An 18,461-nucleotide genomic window follows, 5' to 3' on the forward strand; every position below is an offset into this window, starting at 1 on the left:
CCGAAGGGTGCATTGGCACGCCTCGGCCACAGCAATCCCTTGAGTCGCTTTGCGTGCGGCGCTCACTCTGATCACTGGCTTCCGTCCACCAGGCCGGAAGCGTCGGCAGCGTTCAGGGGAGGACGCCACCCATGCGAAGACTCCATGCCCTCTGGGCTGTGGCAGGAGCGGCAGGACTACTGACGGCCGCCATCACGCCCACGGCGGCCGGTTCCGGATTACCGGTCACCGCACCGGACGCCACGCCCGTGCAGAGCGGCGCCAAGACCGGTGCCACGAACACGCAGACCGTCACCCTCATCACCGGCGACACCGTGTCGCTCACGACCGGCCCGGACGGCAAGTACGCCGTGGACGTACAGCGTGGCGAGGGCCGTGAGACCGCCACCTTCCTGTCCAGCGAACGCGACGGCGAGATCAGCGTCTTGCCCTCCGACGCGCTCCCGCTGATCCAGGCGGGCCGCCTCGACCCCGCCCTGTTCAACATCACCCAGCTGGTGAAGCAGAGCTACACCGACGCCCGAGCCGGGGCCACCCCGGTCATCGCGACCTACACCAAGGGCAGTGCGACCCCCGACGGCGCGCGTCGCACCCTCGCGCTCCCCGGGATCGACGGCGCCGCACTGAGCGCCGAGAAGTCCACCGCGTTCTGGGCGGACATCGCCCCCGCGCCCGGCACCGAACCGACCTCGAAGGCCGCACGCCTGCTCGGTGAGGGCATCGAGAAGATCTGGCTGGACGCCAAAGTGGAGGCGTCCCTCGATGTGAGTGTTCCGCAGATCGGCGCGCCCGAGGTGTGGCAGTCCGGCTACGACGGCAAGGGCGTCAAGGTCGCGGTCCTGGACACCGGCGTGGACGCCGGGCACCCGGACCTCGCGGGCAGGATCGCCGAGTCGCGTACCTTCGTGCCCGACCAGGCCGTGCAGGACGGTCACGGCCACGGCACCCACGTGGCGTCCACGATCGTCGGCTCGGGCGCGGCCTCGGACGGCAAGCTCAAGGGCGCGGCCCCCGGTGCGGAGCTGCTGGTCGGCAAGGTGCTGGGCAACGACGGTCGCGGCCAGACCTCCTGGATCCTCGAGGGCATGCAATGGGCGGCGAACTCGGGAGCGAAGATCGTCTCGATGTCGCTGGGCGGTACCGCGTCGGGCCCCTCCGACGTGCTGAGCGAGACCGTGGACGAGCTGTCCGCGTCCACAGGCACCCTCTTCGTGGTCGCCGCCGGCAACACCGGCCCGGCGGAGGGGACCATCGGCACGCCCGGCATCGCCGACTCCGCGCTGACGGTGGGCGCGGTCGACAAGTCCGACAAGCTGGCCTCCTTCTCCAGCCGGGGCCCGCGCCTCGGTGACTCCGCGATCAAGCCGGAGATCACCGCGCCGGGCGTGGGCATCGTCGCGGCCCGTGCCGCAGGTACCAGCATGGGCACACCCGTCGACGACACCTACACGTCGGCGAACGGCACTTCGATGGCGACCCCGCACGTATCAGGCGTGGCCGCGCTCGTCGCCCAGGCGCATCCGGACTGGACGGGCCGGCAGATCAAACAGGCCCTCGCCAGCACCGCGAAGACCAGCCCGGACACCACCGTGTTCGAGCAGGGCGACGGCCGGGTGGACGCCGTGCAGGCCGTCGAGCAGGGCGTCTTCGCGACCCCGGCGCTCAGCTTCGGCACGTACAAGGACAGCGACACCGAGACCGACAGCAAGGACATCACGTACACCAACACCACTGACGAAGCAGTGGAGTTGAAGCTCTCCTCGTCCCTCACCGCGGCCACCCCGGCCACGGGCCTCGTGACCGTCCCGGCGAACGGCACCACCACCGTCGCTGTCACGGTCGCCCCCGCCGACCAGGCCGAGGGCCGGTACACGGGCCACATCACCGCGAGCGCCGACGGCGTCCGGGTCACCACGGCCGTCGGCTTCGAGAAGCAGCCGAAGACCTACCGCCTGAAGGTGTCGGTGGTGAACCGCGGCGGCAAGCCGTCCACCTCGCCATCGATCTTCATGTTGCAGGAGCTGAACGGCGCGTACCCGGCAACGACCGGGTACATCGGCAGCGGCTACACCCTCAACGTGCCGGCCGGCACGTACTCCACGGCGGCCTGGATCCCGGAGCGGGACGCGGGCGCACTGGAGGTCGCCACCTCGGTCGTCGGTGATCCCGAGATCAAGGTCGACAAGGACACCGAGGTCGTCCTCGACGCCCGCAAAGCGGTCGAGATCAAGATGAAGACCAAGGAGGACTCCGAGTTCCAGGGGTTCACCACCAGCTGGCACCGGGAAGGTCCGGGTTCCGCCCTCAGGGTGACGTACCTTCAGAACTGGTGGACCGACCGTATCTACGTCGCTCCGACCGAGAAGGTCACGGAGGGCGTGTTCGAGTTCGTCTCCAAGTTCCGGCTGGCCGCCAAGGAGTTGACGGCGAGCGTCACCAGTCCCGAGACGTACGCGCTTCCCCTCGACTACGCACAGACGCGGAACGGCCTCCCGGCGGGGTTCAGCGGCGAGCGGAAGGTGCGGGCGGTGGCCGCCGGCAGCGGCAGCGCGGCCGACTTCGAAGGGCTCGACGTCAAGGGCAAGGTGGCGGTCGTCCGGCTGCCGGCCGGGAAGACGGCGGACGAGGCGCTGGCCAACGCGACCAAGGCCGGGGCCGGTTACGTGATCGCGTACCGCGAGACGCCCGGGTACTGGATCTCCTGGGTGGACAGCGCGACGATCCCGCTGATGGTCGCCACCGGCGAGGACGGCGCGAGACTCGGGGCACTGCTCGAGAGCGGGAAGAAGGTCACGCTGAAGCTGGACGGCACGGCGGTCAGCCCGTACGTCTACAACGTGATGTTCCCGCAGACCGGCGCCATCGCGAAGACCCAGACGTACTCCCTGAACAGCTCCAACACCGTGCGGCACAAGGTCCGTTACCACGGGGGCAAGGCCGGCCAGGTCGGCAAGGACGCCGTCTACCGGTACCGCCCCTCGCAGTCCGCCGCCGTTGAGGCCAGCTACAAGACGCCACTCGGTACGGAGCGCACCGAGTACTACAACGTCTCCCCCGACACCCGTGTCTGGCACGCCGTCTACCCCGACGTGAATGCGCCCCTGTCCCAGTGGAACACCCTGCGGACCTTCGACAAGGCGGGCCGGGTACCCACCGAGGACTGGCTGCGCCAGGTCGTGCGCCCGGCGTCCAGTGAGCAGTACGGCGTCTCCCAGCGCACCGGCGACAAACTCACCCTCAAAGTACCGGAGTTGAGCGATGCCGCACCCGGTCACTACGGGTACGTGGACAATGCCCAGGACACCGCGAAGGGCGCGCTGTACGCGGACGGGAAGCTGATCGGCGACTCCGTACGCGGCTCAGGAACCTTCGACGTCCCGGCGGCGAAGACCGCGTACCGCTTCGTTCTCGACGCCCGGCGCACGGCCGACTGGGCGACGTACTCCACGAGCACCCACACCGAATGGTCCTTCGCCTCGGCGCGCACGGAACAGCAGACGGCGCTGCCGCTGCTCTCCGTCGATTACGACGTGGACGGGCTGGACCTCCTGAACCGGGTCGAGTCCAAGGGGAGGTCGGAGCTCGGACTCTCCGTCCGGGACCAGCACAAGAGCATCACGACCGGTCAGCTGAAGGCCTGGGTCTCCTACGACGACGGCACGACCTGGAAGGAGGTGAAGGTCCGGCACGGCAAGGCGGAGCTCAAGCACCCGAAGGGCGCCGAGTTCGTGTCGCTGCGCGTGCGGGCCGCCGACCGGAACGGCAACGCGGTCGACCAGACCGTGGTGCGGGCGTTCGGCCTGAAGTAGACGGCCTGAAGTAGACGGCATGCCGGGCCGGTACCAACAGCCTTAACAAACATTGCCTACCGTGCCGAGCCATGGTGAACACGGCATACGACACGGCAGACCAGACCCCTGCCGCGAGCCCCTGGGCCGCGGTGGGGGTCTCCGCCTTCGACGAGCGGGTATACCAGGCGATCCTCCACCAGCCCGATGCCGGCGCGGCCGGCTGGGCGCTCCTGACCGGCGCTTCCCCGGCCCGGGTGCGCGAATCCTGCAACCAACTGCTCGCGGTCGGGCTGCTCCAACCGCCGGATTCCATGGGGGGATTACGCGCGATCGACCCGAGAGTGGCGGTCCGCGGACTGATCAGACGGCGCGAGACGGTGTCCGAACTGCTCGCCGCCACCGCTGAGGAGATGGCTACCGCGTACGAGGCCGGGCTGCTGCGTGAGGAGCCGTCCCGGCTGATCGAGGTCGCTTCCGGCGAGGGTGCCATCGCCGCTCGCCTGGAGGAGATGTACGCGCGCGCCGAACACGAGGTGTGCCTCTTCGACACGCCTCCGTATCTTGCACCGCCCACACGGCAGTTGGATCTCCAGACCGATCTGCTCAGCCGCGGGATCGCCTCTCGCGGGATCTACGCGGCGACCGGCCTCGAAGATCCGAAAGTCCTCTCCCGCACCTGGAGGATGGTCGAACTCGGTGAGCAGGCCCGGGTGTTGCCCTCCGTGCCGGTCAAGCTGCTGGTGGTCGACGGCCGCAGGGCGATGCTCCCGCTGACCCCCTCCGCGGCGGGCGGCTACTGCGCCGTCGTGGTGTGGCACTCGGCGGTGACCGAAGCCCTGCAGAAGCTCTTCGAGATGGCCTGGCAGCAGGCGACACCGCTCGGCCGGCCGGTCGGCGACGGCGAACTCGCCGAGGGCGAACGGACGTTGATCAGGTTGCTGGCGGCCGGCTTGAAGGACGAGGCGGTGGCCCGTCATCTGGGGGTGAGCCTGCGGACCCTGCGGCGGCGGGTGAGTGAGCTGCAGGAGCGGCTGGGGGCGACGAGCAGGTTCCAGCTGGGGGTGCAGGCTTCGCAACGCGGCTGGCTCTGATCGCGAGGGGCCGCACCCCGTACGGGGCGCGGCCCGACTTCCGTACAAGGGAGCCTACTTGCAGATCAATTGCGGATCAGGCCGACCGTCAACAGCCTTGGCCGAAGGGGGCATTGGCACGCCCCGGCCACAGGAATCCCTTGAGCCGCATTCCCGCAGCGCCCACCCTGATCACTGGCTTCCGCTTACCAGGCCGGAAGCGATTTCAGTGTTCAGGGGAGGAAGTCCACACATGCGAAGACTCCACGCCCTCTGGGCCGTGGCAGGAGCGGCCGGACTGCTCGCGGGGGCCATCACCCCCGCGATGGCCGGCCCCGAGTCCCCGGTCACCGAGCCGGGCGCCACGCCCGTGCCGAGCGTCACCGCGCCAGGCACCACCAGCACGCAGACCGTCACGCTCATCACCGGTGACACGGTCACCCTCACCACCGCCGCCGACGGCAAGTCCGCCGTCGACGTCCGGCGCGGCAAGGGCCGCGAGTTCGCCACCTTCCTGTCGAGCGAGCAGGAGGGCGAGGTCAGCGTCGCACCGGACGACGCGATCCCTCTGCTTCAAGCGGGCCGTATCGACCCGGCTCTGTTCAACGTCACCCAACTCGTCAAGCAGGGGTACGCGGACTCGAAGACCGGCGCCATCCCGCTGATCGCCACCTACCGCCAGGGGAACACCATCCCCGAGGGCGCGCGCAGGACGCTGTCCCTGCCCGGCATCGACGGCGCCGCGCTCACCGCGAAGAAGTCCACCGCCGAGAAGTTCTGGGCGGACGTCGCCCCCGACGCCGAGAACACGGCCGCCGCCGAGCCCACGACCAAGGCGGCAAGGCAGTTCGGCAGCGGCCTCGACAAGCTCTGGCTGGACGCCAAGGTCAAGGCGTCCCTCGACGTCAGCGTCCCGCAGATCGGCGCCCCCGAGGTGTGGCAGGCGGGCTACGACGGCAAGGGCGTCAAGATCGCCGTCCTGGACACGGGCGCGGACACCGGACACCCGGACCTCGCTGGCAAGATCACGGACTCGAAGACCTTCGTGCCCGATCAGGAGGTACAGGACGGCCACGGTCACGGCACCCATGTCGCGTCCACGATCGCAGGCTCGGGCGCTGCCTCCGACGGCAAGCGCAAGGGTGTGGCGCCGGGCGCGGAGCTGATGGTCGGCAAGGTCCTCAACAACGCGGGCTCCGGCCAGACGTCGTGGATCATCGCCGGCATGCAGTGGGCGGCGGACTCCGGCGCGGACATCGTCTCCATGTCCCTCGGCGGTACGGCCTCCGGCCCCTCGGACCCGATGAGCGAGACGGTGGACGAGCTGTCCGCGTCGACCGGCACCCTCTTCGTGATCGCCTCGGGCAACTCGGGCCCGCGGGCGCAGACCGTCGGTACGCCGGGCATCGCCGACTCGGCGCTCACGGTCGGCGCGGTCGACAAGTCCGACAAGCTGGCCTCGTTCTCCAGCCGTGGTCCGCGCCTCGGTGACTCCGCGGTCAAGCCGGAGATCACCGCGCCGGGCGTGGCCATCACGGCGGCCCGCGCCTCCGGTACCTCCATGGGCACGCCGCTCGACGACAACTACACGGCGGCCAACGGCACTTCGATGGCGACCCCGCACGTGGCGGGCGCGGCGGCGCTGGTCGCGCAGGCCCATCCGGACTGGACGGGCGAGCAGATCAAGCAGGCCCTGGCCAGTACCGCGAAGACGAACGCCGACAACTCCGTGTTCGAGCAGGGCGACGGCCGCGTCGACGCCGTGCGGGCGGTCAAGCAGAACGTCTTCGGGACCTCGACGCTGAGCTTCGGCAAGTACGAGGACGGCGACACGGAGGTCGGCAGCAAGGACATCACCTACACCAACACCACTGACACGCCGGTGGAGTTGAAGCTCTCGTCGTCCCTCGCCGATGTCACCCTGGGGGCCGGCACCGTGACCGTGCCCGCGAAGGGCACCGCCAAGGTCCCGGTCGGCGTCGACCCGGCGCAGGCAGCCCAGGGCCGGTACACGGGCCACATCACCGCGACCGCCGACGGCATCCTGGTCACGACGGGTGTCGGCTTCGAGAAGGCGCCGAAGACGCACGCCCTGAAGGTCTCCCTCGTGGGCCGCGACGGCAAGCCGACCACCGGGGGGTCGCTCTACACGTTGCAGGAGCTGAACGGCGCCTACGCCAACGCCTACGGCTCCGTTGGCGCCACCGGGACCTGGGAGGTCCCGGCCGGTACGTACTCCATGGCCACCTGGATCTACGACACCGACGCGGGCGGCGTAGCCGTCGGCACGTCGGTCGTCGGTAATCCCGAGATCAAGGTCGACGGGGACACCGAGGTCACGCTCGACGCGCGCAAGGCGGTGGAGATCAAGCCGAAGACCAAGGAGGACACCGAGCACCAGGGCTTCAGTACCTCCTGGCACCGCGAAGGGCCCGGCAGCTCCTGGGGGTTGACGTACAGCCAGGGCCCCTGGACCGAGCACATCTATGTGGCGCCGACCAAGAAGGTCACCGAGGGAACCCTCGAGTTCTACGCCAAGTTCCGTCTGTACGCCAAGGAGTTGACGGCGAGCGTCACCAGCCCCGAGCAGTACGCGCTGCCGCTCGACTACGCCAACACGTACAACGACTTCCCGGTGAAGATCACCGGTGACCGGAAAGTGCGGGCAGTGTACGCGGGCGCCGGCACGGCGGCCGACTTCAAGGGACTGGACGTCAAGGGCAAGGCGGTGGTGGTCGGGGTCCCCGCCAACACGTGGGGGCCGGACGAGGCGATGGCCAACGCGGCTGAGGCGGGGGCGAGTTATCTGATCGCGTATCGCAAGAAGGCCGGCCACTGGCTCACGGCCGTGGACAGGGCGACGATGCCGGTGATGATCGCCACCGGCGAGGACGGCGAGAAGCTCACCACCCTGCTGAAGAGCAGCAAGAAGGTCACGCTCAAGCTGGGCGGCACAGAGGTCAGCCCGTACGTCTACAACGTGACCCTCCCGCAGTCCGGAGCGATCTCGCCGGACCAGACGTACACCCTGGACCGCTCCACCACGGCGAAGGTGACGAGCCGTTACTACGCGGGCAGGGCGGGCGAGTTGGGGGCGGACACCGTCTACACGTTCCGCCCCTGGCAACTCGTCGGCGTCGAGTCCAGTGACTACATGCAACTCGGCCAGGAACGCACCGAGTACTTCAACGTGAGCCCCGACACCCGTGTCTGGCACGCCGTCTACCCGTCCTGGGAGGCGTACGGGGCCCAGTGGAACACCTTGCGGACCTACGGCAAGGCGGGCACCCAGCCGAGCGAGGACTGGCTGCGCCAGGTGGTACGCCCGGCGACGAGCAGCGAGTACGGCCTCTCGGAGCGCACCGGCGACAAACTCACCCTCCAGGTAGCTGAGTTGAGCGACTCTATGCCCGGTCACTACGGGTATGTGAGAGACGTGAGCGACACCGCGCAGGGCAAGCTCTACGCGGACGGGCAGCTGGTCGGCGACTCGACGCTCGGCGGGTACGGCATCTTCGACGTCCCGGCGGCGAAGGCCTCGTACCGCTTCGTGCTCGACACCCAGCGCAAGGCCGGCTGGACGCCGTACTCGACGAGCACCCACACCGAATGGTCCTTCGCCTCGGCGCACACCGACGAGGCGACGGCGTTGCCCCTGCTCTCCGTCGACTACGACCTGGACGGGCTCGACCTCCTCAACCGTGCCGAATCCAAGCGGAAGCTGGAGCTCGGGCTCTCCGTCCGGGATCAGGAGGGGAGCGTCAAGGCCAAGGCCCTCAAGGCCTGGGTCTCGTACGACGACGGCGCGTCCTGGAAGGAGGCGAAGGTCCGGAAGGGCAAGGCCGAGATCAAACACCCGAAGGGCGCGGAGTTCGTGTCGCTGCGCGTGCAGGCCTCCGACGGTGCCGGAAACCAGGTCGATCAGACCGTACTGCGGGCGTATGGCCTGAAGTAGGAGCGCCGCCAGAAGCCGTGCGACAGCTTTAACACAGATCGTCTACCGTGCCGGGCCATGGTGAACACGGCATACGACTCGGCACTCAGACAGAGCCCGGCACCAAGACAGACCCCTGCCGCGAGCCCCTGGGCCGCGGTGGGGGTCTCTGCCTTCGACGAGCTGCTGTACCAGGCGATTCTTCATCAGCCCGATGCGGGCGCGGGCGGCTGGGCACGGCTCACCGACGCCTCCCCCGCCCGGGTGCGCGAGGCCTGCGATCGGCTGCTCACACTCGGTCTTCTTCAGCCGCCCGATTCCACCGGCGGGTTACGGGCCGTCGATCCGCGCGTGGCGATCCGCGCCCTGATCCGGCGACGCGAGACCGAGTCCGAGCTGCTCGCCGCCACCGCCGACGATATGGCGACGGCGTACGAGGCGGGGCTGCTGCGCGAGGAACCGTCGCGCCTGGTCGACGTCGTGTCGGGCGAGGGCGCCAACGCCGCGCGCCTGGAGGAGCTTTACGCGCGCGCCGAGCACGAGGTGTGCGTCTTCGACACTCCCCCGTATCTCGCCCCGCGCACCCCGCAGTTGGACCTCCAGGCGGATCTGCTCAGCCGTGGCATCGTCTACCGCACGGTGTACGCGGCCACCGCCCTGGAGGACCCGGACGTGCTGTACCACGCCTGGAAGATGGTCGAACTCGGCGAGCAGGCCCGGGTGTTGCCCTCCGTGCCGGTCAAGCTGCTGGTGGTCGACGGCCGCAGGGCGATGCTCCCGCTGACCGCCTCCGCCGCGGGCGGCTACTGCGCGGCGGTGGTACGGCACTCGGCGGTGACCGAAGCGCTGCAGAAGCTCTTCGAGCTGGCCTGGCAGCAGGCGACGCCGCTCGGTCAGCCGGTCGCCGACGGCGAACTCTCCGAGGGTGAACGGGCATTGACGAGGCTTCTCGCCGCCGGCATGAAGGACGAGGCGGTGGCGCGGCACCTGGGGGTGAGCCTGCGGACGCTGCGTCGGCGGGTGAGCGAACTGCAGGAGCGGCTGGGCGCGGCGAGCCGTTTCCAGCTGGGGTTACGGGCGGCGCAGCGCGGCTGGGTGTGACGGTATGACGCGAGGGGCCGCACCCCTGTCCAGCCAGGGATGCGGCCCCTCAACCGCCGTACCGGATCGCCTACTTGCGGATCAGGCTGCGCAGCACGTACTGAGACATGCTTCGATTGCGGTACTTGAGAACGCCACCTCCCCTGAAATCCGACGTTGCGATCGACCCGGGGTCCGAGCCGAGCTTCCGCGCTTGGCACCGGCTTCGTCGGTCATGGGCCACGTGTTCGGCTGACGAGTCGAGAGCGGCTCGTACTTGAGGAAGGAGGCTGTCGCTGTGCGGTCTCAGGAGATGCTTAACCGTTTGTGCTCTGGACATGGTTGACACGTTCGGCTGAACGTCCGCTGTCCCCCACCTGCCGGTGCGGCAGGGGTGCTTCCGTCGGAGTCGTGGATATACAGCAGTTGGCCGAGTACCGCTACCAGGCTGTCCGCGAAGTGCTCGGCGGGTCTCCGATCGGTGAGGTCGCGGCCCGGTACGGCACCTCGCGCCAGACCCTGCGCAGCTGGCGGCGGCGGTTCGAGCAGGAGGGCATGTCCGGTCTGCTGGATCGCTCCCGCCGGCCGCGGAACAGTCCCACGCGCCTGTCCGCCGAGGTTGAGGCCGAGATCTGCGAGCTGCGCCGCCGGCATCCCCGGTGGGGTGCCCGCCGGATCTCCCACGAGTTGTCCGGCCGCGGGCTGGAGTCGGCGCCGTCGCGGGCCACGGTCCACCGGGTGCTGTCCCGCAATGGCCTGGTCCGCGCCCAGGAACAGCAGCATCCGCGCAAGTACCGCCCGTGGCAGCGTGAGGTGCCGATGCACCTGTGGCAGATGGACCTGGCCGGAAGGAGGCAACTGTCGGGTTCATCAGCTGCAGCAGGCGACACAGCCGAGGACAGCAGCGATGTACCACGGTCAGCTCGACGCTCGGCAGCCACGACCGTGAGCGTAGAGCACGCCGACAATCAGAGCGCCTCGCGAACACGATGGCCGCGCCACCTGGCCTCTCCGGCCGTACTCGAGAACCTCCGGAAGGCGGGAGCCGCCAAGGCCGAGGGCGCGCCTCCTCTGTCACAGGCGCAAGTCGACCAGATCGTCGCCATCCTGCGCCAGGCAGGCTCTCAGGCCAGTGCACGTCGTGGACGCGGAGCGCCACACCGGACGGCTGGAGGCCGTGGGAGCGGTACTCGGCACCGGCGGCACGGGGGTACGGTCACGCTCCTCTCGCGTTCGCGCTCACCCAGTGCCGCAGCGCGAGCCCGCTGGTCTGGTCCTCCCTGATCGCGACCGAGACGGACTACCGGACTGGGATGGCACCGGCGACGCTGGTGATCGCCCTCGGCTTCGGGACCGGCGTCATCGCCCGGACCAGGCCGCAGTCCATGGAGTGGAACCGGAGATCGCCTCGGCGCGGCTCACCTCCGCCCAGCACCTCGGCGTCGCCCCCGGCCTCGCGATCCTGGCGAAGCCTGCCGGCCCGCGCCTCCTCGATGCCCTCGGTGTTCTCGACCTTCTCGACGGACGTGACGAGCCGTGCCGCGTCCGGGGGGAGGCTGGGCGCCCGGTGGTCCCTGAACCTCGACGACGACTCGCGGACCCTGCGGTTCCTGCGGTCCCAGAGGGGCGGAACTGCCTTGAGCCGTACGGAAGTTGAGTCCACCCTCGACCACGGCGTACGTCGCGTCCGTACCCCCGCCAACCGCCGCGGGTCGTGATCGACGAACACGACCGTGCCGCCCGCGGCCGTACGCTCCGCCACGGCCCGCTCCAACTCCGTACGAGACGGCGCCCCGTAGAACGACCCGTACCGGGCTGGTGCTCATCCGACAAGAACTCGACCGCCACCACGGCCCTCCGAAGATCGACAACGTCGGCCCACGACGGCTGCGCCGTAGGATTAGTCCAGGTCAAAGCGCCGATCAGGGCCTGAACGTCACCCGAAGCCGCCTCGGACGCCTCACCCGCCAAGCCTTCCTCACTCAACCCCGGACGAGGCATCTACCAGAAACGGACTTGACGCCCTCTCAGTTGTTGCGTCGAGCGAGCGCGCGCAGGAAGGTGACCGTTTCCATCTCGCGGTTGGTGGACTCTTTTGCGGAGGTGCCGTACCTGCGGTTGGCGGAGAGCTTGACGATGGTGGTGCGGGCGGTCGGGGCGACGTAGACGAACTGGTTGTAGACACCGATCGCGCTGAACTCGCCGCGGTCGCCGGCCGGGAGCCACCAGTGGTAGCCGTAACCCAGGCCGGTCGGGTGGCCGCCGATGACCGGGCGGCCGGGCTCCAGGTGCGGGGCGGCGACGGTCACCGAGTCGCGCACCCATGTGGCGGGGATGATCTGCTCGCCCTGCCACACGCCGCCGCACCGGTACAGCTCGCCGATCCGGGCGTAGTCGCGGGCGGTGAGGTTGAGCCCGCCGTAAGCCATCTCCGTTCCGGCCGGGTCGAGGACCCAGTAGCCGGGCGAGGTCATGCCGAGCGGCTCGCACAGCTTTTCCTGCATGTAGTCGCCCATCGTGCGGCCTGTCGCATGGGCCACGAGCGCGCCCAGCACCTGCGTCTCCCCGGAGTTGTAGCGGCAGACGGTGCCCGGCTTACTCGCGCGCACCATGTTCGCGACGAAGCCGTCGAGTGTGCCGCCGATGCCCAGCGTGGCCAGGCTGAGCCGGAAGATGTCCGAGTCCGGGTCGCTGTAGTCCTCGTTCCAGCGGGCGCCAGACGACATCTGCAGGACGTCCCTGATCGTGACCCTGTCGTACGCGGAGCCGGGCAGTACCGGCACGTAAGCGCTGATCGCCTCGTCGATACTCCGGATGTGCCCCTCCTCGACCGCGATGCCTACGAGGGCGGAGACGAAGCTCTTGGCCACCGACATGGACACCCACGGCACGTCCGGCCCGCCGGTGAGCAGGTACCGCTCGTATCGGATCTCGCCATCGATCAGCACGAGAAGCGCCGCTGTGTCCGTGTCGGCCAGGAACTCCTCGGTCGACCGGACGGTGCCGTCGACCTCGTACGCATCAGGAAGCGTGATCGTGTCCCCCACAGGCCAGGCGTGCGGCTTTGACGAGGGGGCCATCTCCCGCACGTCCGCGAAGTCCTTGATCCGGCAGAAGTTCTCGTACTGCGGCGCGCCGGTGAAGAGGCCGAGGTCGGCAAGGGTCTGAGGCGGCTGATCAGTCATCATCGTTCTTCAATCGCTCAGGAGGAAGGGGGAAGGGGGAAGGCGAGCAGGGTGGGGGAAATGAGCGCGGCCGATGTGACGGTGCCGAGTCAGTAAGGGACTTGCCTGTGGGACTGCTCGCTCCCGGCGGCCCGCATGATGGCTACCGCCAGCCGTCGAGGGAGACTCGCGGGCCGTCGTCGGGGTAGGCGACCCGGAAGCCTAGGTTGCCCGTCGTGCTGTCGGCGGTGTTGGCCGTGCGGGCGGCGACCCGGTAGCGGTTGCAGTACGAGTCGTGGCACAGGTACGAGCCTCCGCGCATGACGCGCAGCTCCCGCGACTTGGTGTCCCACGGGTCGGCGCACCACTCCCACACGTTTCCGGAGACGTTGTAGAGCCCGTAGGCGTTCGGCGGGAAGGCGTGGACGGGGGCGGTTCCGGTGTAGCCGTCCTCGGCGGTGTTCTTGGTGGGGAAGGTGCCCTGCCAGATGTTGCAGCGGTGCTCGCCGTCGGGGGTGAGTTCGTCGCCCCATGGGTAACGGGCCTGGTCGAGGCCGCCGCGGGCGGCGTACTCCCATTCGGTTTCGGTGGGCAGCCGTCCGCCGGCCCACTCGGCGAACGCCTTGGCGTCGGACCAGCCGACGTGGGTGACGGGATGGTCCCAGCGGCCTTCGAGGTCGCTGCCGGGTCCCTCCGGGGTGCGCCAGGTGGCTCCCTGCACGCCGCACCACCACGGGGTGGCGTCGGGGCGGGAGGAGATGCGTCTCAATTCGCCTGGCAGAAAGCGGGCGAAGACGAAGCTCCAGCCGTGGCGCTCGGCCTCGGTGCGGTGCCCGGTGTCCGCGACGAAGGCGGCGAAGCGGGCGGTGGTCACGGCGTAGGCGTCGATGGCGAACGCGTCCACGGCCACCTCACGGATGGGGCCCTCCCGGTCGCCGGGGTTCGCGTCCGCGTCCTCGGTGCCCATACGGAAGGTTCCGCCGGGCAGGGCGACGCGGGTGTCGTAGCCGGGCGGCCGGGTGCGTGCGGTGGGCGGCGTGAGCGCCAGGGCGACCGGTCCCGCGCCGGCGGCATCGGCGCCGGCGCGGGAGGGGGCGCAACAGGAGGGATGGGCCCGGCCTGCGCTCGGTGGGCTGCTCATCGCGTACCGAGGACCGGCCTCGAGGCTTCCGTACCGGTGGGCGTCGAGGGGCCCGCGCCGCCGCCCTTCTCCGTCTCGAACGACGACAGGGTGGTGTCATGGTCGGTCGGCACGTCGTACATGGGTGTCATCCAGTGGAAGAAGTTGTCGCCGCGGTCCCGTAGCAGGCGGTACAGGCGGTGCATCAACTGTGTGCGTATGTCCCGGAGTTCGGGGTGGTCGTAGCGGTTGAGGAGCTCGTCCGGGTCGGTCTGAAGGTCGTACAGCTCGTTGCGCGACTCGGGGTTGACGACCAGCTTGTAGCGCCGGGTGCGCAGCATGCGCTGCGGGTACGGGAAGTGGTGGCCGTGGTACTCGGCCAGATGGTGCTCGTCCCAGACGGGCCGTTCGCCGCGGGCAAGGGGCAGCAGGCTGCGGCTGTCGACGGCCGGGGCGGGGTCGCTGCCGGCGAGTTCCAGGATGGTCGCCGTGTAGTCGGTGAGGGAGACGAACTCATCGCGCACCTGGCCGGGTACGGCGCCCGGCACCCGCAGCAGCCCGGGGATGCGGTAGATGTCCTCGTACATGGCGGGGCCCTTGTCGTGCAGCCGGTGGGCGCCGGTGAACTCGCCGTGGTCGGCGGTGAAGCACACCGCGGTGCGCTCATCCAGGCCCAACTCCCGTACGGCGTCGAGGATGCGGCCGATCTGCTCGTCGATGAGCGTGACGTACCCCCAGTAGACGGCGATGAGTTTGCGGCTGTCCTCGATCGGCATGGTGTCGAACGCCCACAGCTTGCTGTAGTTGCTCTGCACCGGTGGCTTGCCCGCGAAGGTCTCCCCGATGGATGCGGGCAGCTCCACCAGGTCCGGGTCGTACAGGTCGAAGTACTCGTCGGGGAGGATGTACGGCAGGTGCGGGCCGAAGAAGTGCGTGGCGAGGAAGAACGGGGCGCCCTCCCCCGCCTGCTCACTCCCGGCGAAGCGGTGGAGCATCTCGATGGTGCGGGTGGCCAGGTAGTACTCGAAGGTGGCCTCGACGGGCTGGTGCAGCCGGGCCGCGAGGAGGTTGCCGGGGCTGCCGTTGGGGGTCGTGCCGCGCATCCGGTCGCTGATGGCGTACCCGGGCAGGCCGTTCTCCTTGAGGTAGGCCAGGTAGTCGGGGTGATCGACGGGGTTGTGCCAGCCGGCGAGGTCGGGGCCCTGGAAGCCGTAGTCGGCGGCGGTGCGCCGGACGCCGCCGTGCCACTTGCCGAGGAGGCCGAGGTTGTAGCCCTCGCTGCGCAGTTGCTCGGCGAAGGTGAACTGGCCGTCGGCCAGGTCCTCGAGGTACCCCACGTTGCGCTCGTAGTTGGCGAGCAGCTTGTGCCGGAAGGGTGCCGCGCCGGTCAGCAGGCTGGCGCGGGCCGGAGTGCAGATGGCGGTCGGCGTGTAACAGCTGTCGAAGCGGGTGCCCTGCGCGGCGAGCCGGTCCAGGTTGGGGGTGCGCACGTGCGGGTTGCCGTAGGCACCGAGGGTGTCGACGCGATGCTGGTCGGTCATGAGGAAGAGCATGTTGTGGCGCAAGACTGTGCCTTTCGGGTCGTACGAGGCGTGTTCGCGTTGCCTCACGGGCGGGTCGGGACGGTGCAGGTGGCCGCCCTACTCGCCGCCCTGCGCCTCCTCGTAGAGCTCGCCCGCGTAGTACTCACCCGGATCGGGGTTCTCGTCCAGCTGCTTGTTGCGTACGAAGAAGTCGCCCAGCGTCTTCAGCCACTTGTCCACTTCACCGCTCTTCGACTTGGCGACCAGGTCCGCGGTGGAGAGGGTCTGGACGTGGGAGGCGTCGGCCTTCGTCTGGGCCTCGGAGACCTCGAGCATCTTCGCGGTGAGCGCGATGGTCTCCTCGGGGTGTTCCTGACGCCAGTCGTTGGCCTGCTGAAGGACCTTGACCACCTTGCTGTTCTTCTCCTCGGGCACCTTGTTGCCGGCGACGAACGCGGTGGGGAAGGAGTCCCCGGTGTCCTTGGTGCTGGCGACCTCCACCAGGTCCGGCACCTTCTGCTTGATGGTGTCGATGGCCGGATAGAAGAAGCCGGCGCCGTCGATCTTCCCGGAGGAGAAGGCGGAGACGATCGTGGACGGATCCATGTTGACCTTGGAGATGTCCTTGTCGGTCATCCCGGCCTCTTCCAGCGCGATGTTGAGGATCATGTCGCCGGAGGTGCCCTCGGGCACGCCGATCCGCTTGCCCTTGAGGTCCTTCATGGACTCCATCCCGGGCTGTCCTATGACCCGGTCGGCGTACGTGAGCGTGTTGATGGCGATGATCTTGGACTGACCGGAGGCGGGCAGCCACACGGCGCCGGGGCCGATGTAGCCGTAGTCGAGGTCGCCGGCACTGAGCGCCTGGATCTGCACCGGGCCGTTGTTGAACGACTTCACGTCCGCGGTCAGCCCGGCCTTCTTCCACAGCCCCTGCTTCTCGGCGATCGCCAGCAGACTGGCCCCGTTGTAGTCACCGATGTAGCCGAACTTGACCGTGGAGTCGTCGCCGGAGCCGCCGCCGGAACACGCACTCACGGACAGCGACAGTATGAATACGGAGGGCAATGTGATGAGGGCGTGCCTGACCGTGCTTCGGGACATGGTGGGTGGATCCTCTCGGTGCAGTACGAGGCAGTAGAAGAGTGGGGAACGGAAAGCCGACCGGCGGTTATGCGGCCGAGGCGGCTTCGTCCTGGTGGTAGACGGACGTCCAGACTTCGTTGCGGATGCGGCGGAACTCCGCGGACAGCCGGATCTCCTCCGTACGCGGGTAGGGCAGGTCCACGTCGATGACGCGGTGGATGCGCCCGGGGCCCGCCGCCATGACGACGACACGGTTGGCCAGGTAGATGGCCTCGTCCACGTCATGGGTGATGAACAGCACGGTCCGCTTCTCCTGGCTCCAGGTCGCAAGGAGCTGGTCCTGCAAGTGCACCCGAGTGAGCGCGTCGAGAGCACCGAACGGCTCGTCCATCAGCAGCACTTGAGGGTCCACCGCGTACGCGCGGGCGATGGCGCAGCGCTGCTTCATGCCGCCGGACAGCGTCTTGGGCAGGGCGTCGGCGAACTCGCCGAGTCCGACGAGCGCGATGGCCTCGTCCGTGCGCCGCCTGCGCTCTTCGGCGGGTACGGAGGCGAGTTTGAGCCCGAACTCCACGTTCTGCCGCACGGTCAGCCAGGGGAACAGGGCGTACTGCTGGAAGATCACCCCCCGGTCGGGGCCGGGACCCGACACCGGCTTCCCGTCGACCAGGACGCTGCCCGAGTCGGGCTCCTGCAGTCCGGCGGCCATGCTCATCAGCGTGGACTTGCCGCAGCCGGACGGGCCTACGACGGTGACGAACTCCTGGTCCGCGATGTCCAGGTCCACTCCGCCAAGTGCCGTGAAGGTGACGCCCTTCAGCGGGAAGGTCTTCACCACGCCACGGAAACTGATCTTGCTGTTCATCGTCGCTCCTGCCAGCCGGTGAGGCGTCGCTCGGCCAGCAGCAGCAGCCGGTCCATGACGAGCCCGAGTACTCCGATAGTGATCAGCGATACGAAGATCGCGTCCATGTCGAACCAGGTGGCCGCCTTCTGCATCCGGTAGCCCAATCCCTCCTGCGCACCGATGAGTTCGGCGGCGACCACGGTGGCCCAGGACGCGCCGAGGCCGATCCGCATGCCGACGAGGATGAACGGCGTGGACGCCGGCACGACCACCTTGGCGAAGATGACGCGGTCCGAGGCGCCCAGCACTCTGGCCGCGTTGATCAGGGTCTTGTCCACGTCGACGACGCCCTGGAAGGAGGCCACGACGCAGGCCATGAATGAGGCCAGGTAGATCACGGCGATCTTCGGGACCTCGCCGATCCCGAGCAGCACCACGGCCAGCGGGATCATCGCCAGCGGCGGGATCGTGCGGAAGAACTGGATGTACGGCTCGATCACGGCGCGCACCGCCGGGTACCAGCCCATGAGGAAGCCGACCGGGACCGCCACGACCACACCGAGGGCGTAGCCGATGAAGACCCGGCGCAGGCTGGCGAGCGTATCGGAGGCCAGCGTGCCGTCGGCGATCATGGTGCCGGCCTTGCTCGCCACCGCCGCAGGCGTGGGCAAGTTCTCGACCAGTCCAAGGGCGGCCACGACGGCCCAGGCGCCGACACCCGCCGCGAGCGCCAGGGCGCCCAGGACCAGTGGTCGAACGGTACGACGCGGTTGTTGCTGCCGCCGCTCAGGGGCGGCGGTCTTGTCGAGAGGGGTGATCACAGCCATGTGTTCCTCACTGGTGGCC

General features: G+C 69.1%; 11 protein-coding genes and 1 pseudogene. 5 read left to right on the plus strand and 7 right to left on the minus strand.

The window, feature by feature from the left end; all coding sequences use genetic code 11:
* Positions 1-131: 131 nt before the first annotated feature.
* The 5 genes and pseudogenes from OG828_RS13130 to OG828_RS49515 form a co-directional block, all read left to right on the plus strand.
* Entirely contained in the window at positions 132-3,809 is a 3,678-nt protein-coding gene (locus tag OG828_RS13130; RefSeq protein ID WP_328501233.1) for a S8 family peptidase, read from the plus strand.
* 71 nt (positions 3,810-3,880) lie between these two features.
* On the plus strand, positions 3,881-4,882 hold the full coding sequence (locus tag OG828_RS13135) for a response regulator transcription factor (protein WP_328354717.1): 1,002 nt from the start codon (positions 3,881-3,883) through the stop codon (positions 4,880-4,882).
* A gap of 232 nt (positions 4,883-5,114) precedes the next feature.
* Complete coding sequence (locus tag OG828_RS13140; RefSeq protein ID WP_328501234.1) at positions 5,115-8,816, plus strand: S8 family serine peptidase; 3,702 nt, start codon at positions 5,115-5,117, stop codon at positions 8,814-8,816.
* A gap of 57 nt (positions 8,817-8,873) precedes the next feature.
* Positions 8,874-9,896, plus strand: coding sequence for a helix-turn-helix transcriptional regulator (locus OG828_RS13145; protein WP_328501235.1), 1,023 nt, complete (start codon positions 8,874-8,876; stop codon positions 9,894-9,896).
* A 345-nt stretch (positions 9,897-10,241) separates the two neighbouring features.
* Positions 10,242-10,724, plus strand: a pseudogene (locus tag OG828_RS49515) (helix-turn-helix domain-containing protein); the annotation flags it as partial.
* Between the two features lie 451 nt (positions 10,725-11,175).
* Here the strand turns inward: OG828_RS49515 and OG828_RS13155 are convergent.
* The 7 genes from OG828_RS13155 to OG828_RS13190 form a co-directional block, all read right to left on the minus strand.
* On the minus strand, positions 11,176-11,637 hold the full coding sequence (locus OG828_RS13155; protein WP_443062398.1) for a hypothetical protein: 462 nt from the start codon (positions 11,635-11,637) through the stop codon (positions 11,176-11,178).
* 265 nt (positions 11,638-11,902) lie between these two features.
* Positions 11,903-13,063 carry a serine hydrolase domain-containing protein gene (locus OG828_RS13165; RefSeq protein ID WP_328501238.1) on the minus strand — a complete coding sequence of 387 codons (1,161 nt, stop codon included), beginning with the start codon at positions 13,061-13,063 and terminating at the stop codon, positions 11,903-11,905.
* Between the two features lie 139 nt (positions 13,064-13,202).
* Positions 13,203-14,180: a formylglycine-generating enzyme family protein gene (locus OG828_RS13170; RefSeq protein WP_328501239.1), complete on the minus strand. Its 978-nt coding sequence runs from the start codon at positions 14,178-14,180 to the stop codon at positions 13,203-13,205.
* Positions 14,177-15,712 (minus strand): sulfatase-like hydrolase/transferase, encoded by a 1,536-nt coding sequence (locus tag OG828_RS13175; protein ID WP_328504864.1) that lies wholly within the window; start codon positions 15,710-15,712, stop codon positions 14,177-14,179. Before OG828_RS13175 ends, OG828_RS13170 begins: the two co-directional genes overlap by 4 nt.
* Positions 15,713-15,799: 87 nt before the next feature.
* A complete protein-coding gene (locus OG828_RS13180) occupies positions 15,800-16,786 on the minus strand; it encodes an aliphatic sulfonate ABC transporter substrate-binding protein (protein WP_328438025.1) in 987 nt (328 codons plus the stop codon).
* Positions 16,787-16,853: 67 nt separating this feature from the next.
* Positions 16,854-17,633, minus strand: coding sequence for an ABC transporter ATP-binding protein (locus tag OG828_RS13185; RefSeq protein ID WP_328501240.1), 780 nt, complete (start codon positions 17,631-17,633; stop codon positions 16,854-16,856).
* Complete coding sequence (locus OG828_RS13190) at positions 17,630-18,442, minus strand: ABC transporter permease (RefSeq protein WP_328354741.1); 813 nt, start codon at positions 18,440-18,442, stop codon at positions 17,630-17,632. Before OG828_RS13190 ends, OG828_RS13185 begins: the two co-directional genes overlap by 4 nt.
* Positions 18,443-18,461: the final 19 nt, after the last annotated feature.

The organism is Streptomyces sp. NBC_00457, from assembly GCF_036014015.1.
Lineage (GTDB): Bacteria > Actinomycetota > Actinomycetes > Streptomycetales > Streptomycetaceae > Streptomyces.

Bases quoted from the DNA above. Each gene is read 5' to 3' on its own strand.
- OG828_RS13175 (WP_328504864.1), bottom strand. From the start codon at position 15,712: ATGCTCTTCCTCATGACCGACCAGCATCGCGTCGACACCCTCGGTGCC.
- OG828_RS13180 (WP_328438025.1), bottom strand. From the start codon at position 16,786: ATGTCCCGAAGCACGGTCAGGCACGCCCTCATCACATTGCCCTCCGTA.
- OG828_RS13185 (WP_328501240.1), bottom strand. From the start codon at position 17,633: ATGAACAGCAAGATCAGTTTCCGTGGCGTGGTGAAGACCTTCCCGCTG.
- OG828_RS13145 (WP_328501235.1), top strand. From the start codon at position 8,874: ATGGTGAACACGGCATACGACTCGGCACTCAGACAGAGCCCGGCACCA.
- OG828_RS13190 (WP_328354741.1), bottom strand. From the start codon at position 18,442: ATGGCTGTGATCACCCCTCTCGACAAGACCGCCGCCCCTGAGCGGCGG.
- OG828_RS13170 (WP_328501239.1), bottom strand. From the start codon at position 14,180: ATGAGCAGCCCACCGAGCGCAGGCCGGGCCCATCCCTCCTGTTGCGCC.
- OG828_RS13165 (WP_328501238.1), bottom strand. From the start codon at position 13,063: ATGATGACTGATCAGCCGCCTCAGACCCTTGCCGACCTCGGCCTCTTC.
- OG828_RS13130 (WP_328501233.1), top strand. From the start codon at position 132: ATGCGAAGACTCCATGCCCTCTGGGCTGTGGCAGGAGCGGCAGGACTA.
- OG828_RS13135 (WP_328354717.1), top strand. From the start codon at position 3,881: ATGGTGAACACGGCATACGACACGGCAGACCAGACCCCTGCCGCGAGC.
- OG828_RS13140 (WP_328501234.1), top strand. From the start codon at position 5,115: ATGCGAAGACTCCACGCCCTCTGGGCCGTGGCAGGAGCGGCCGGACTG.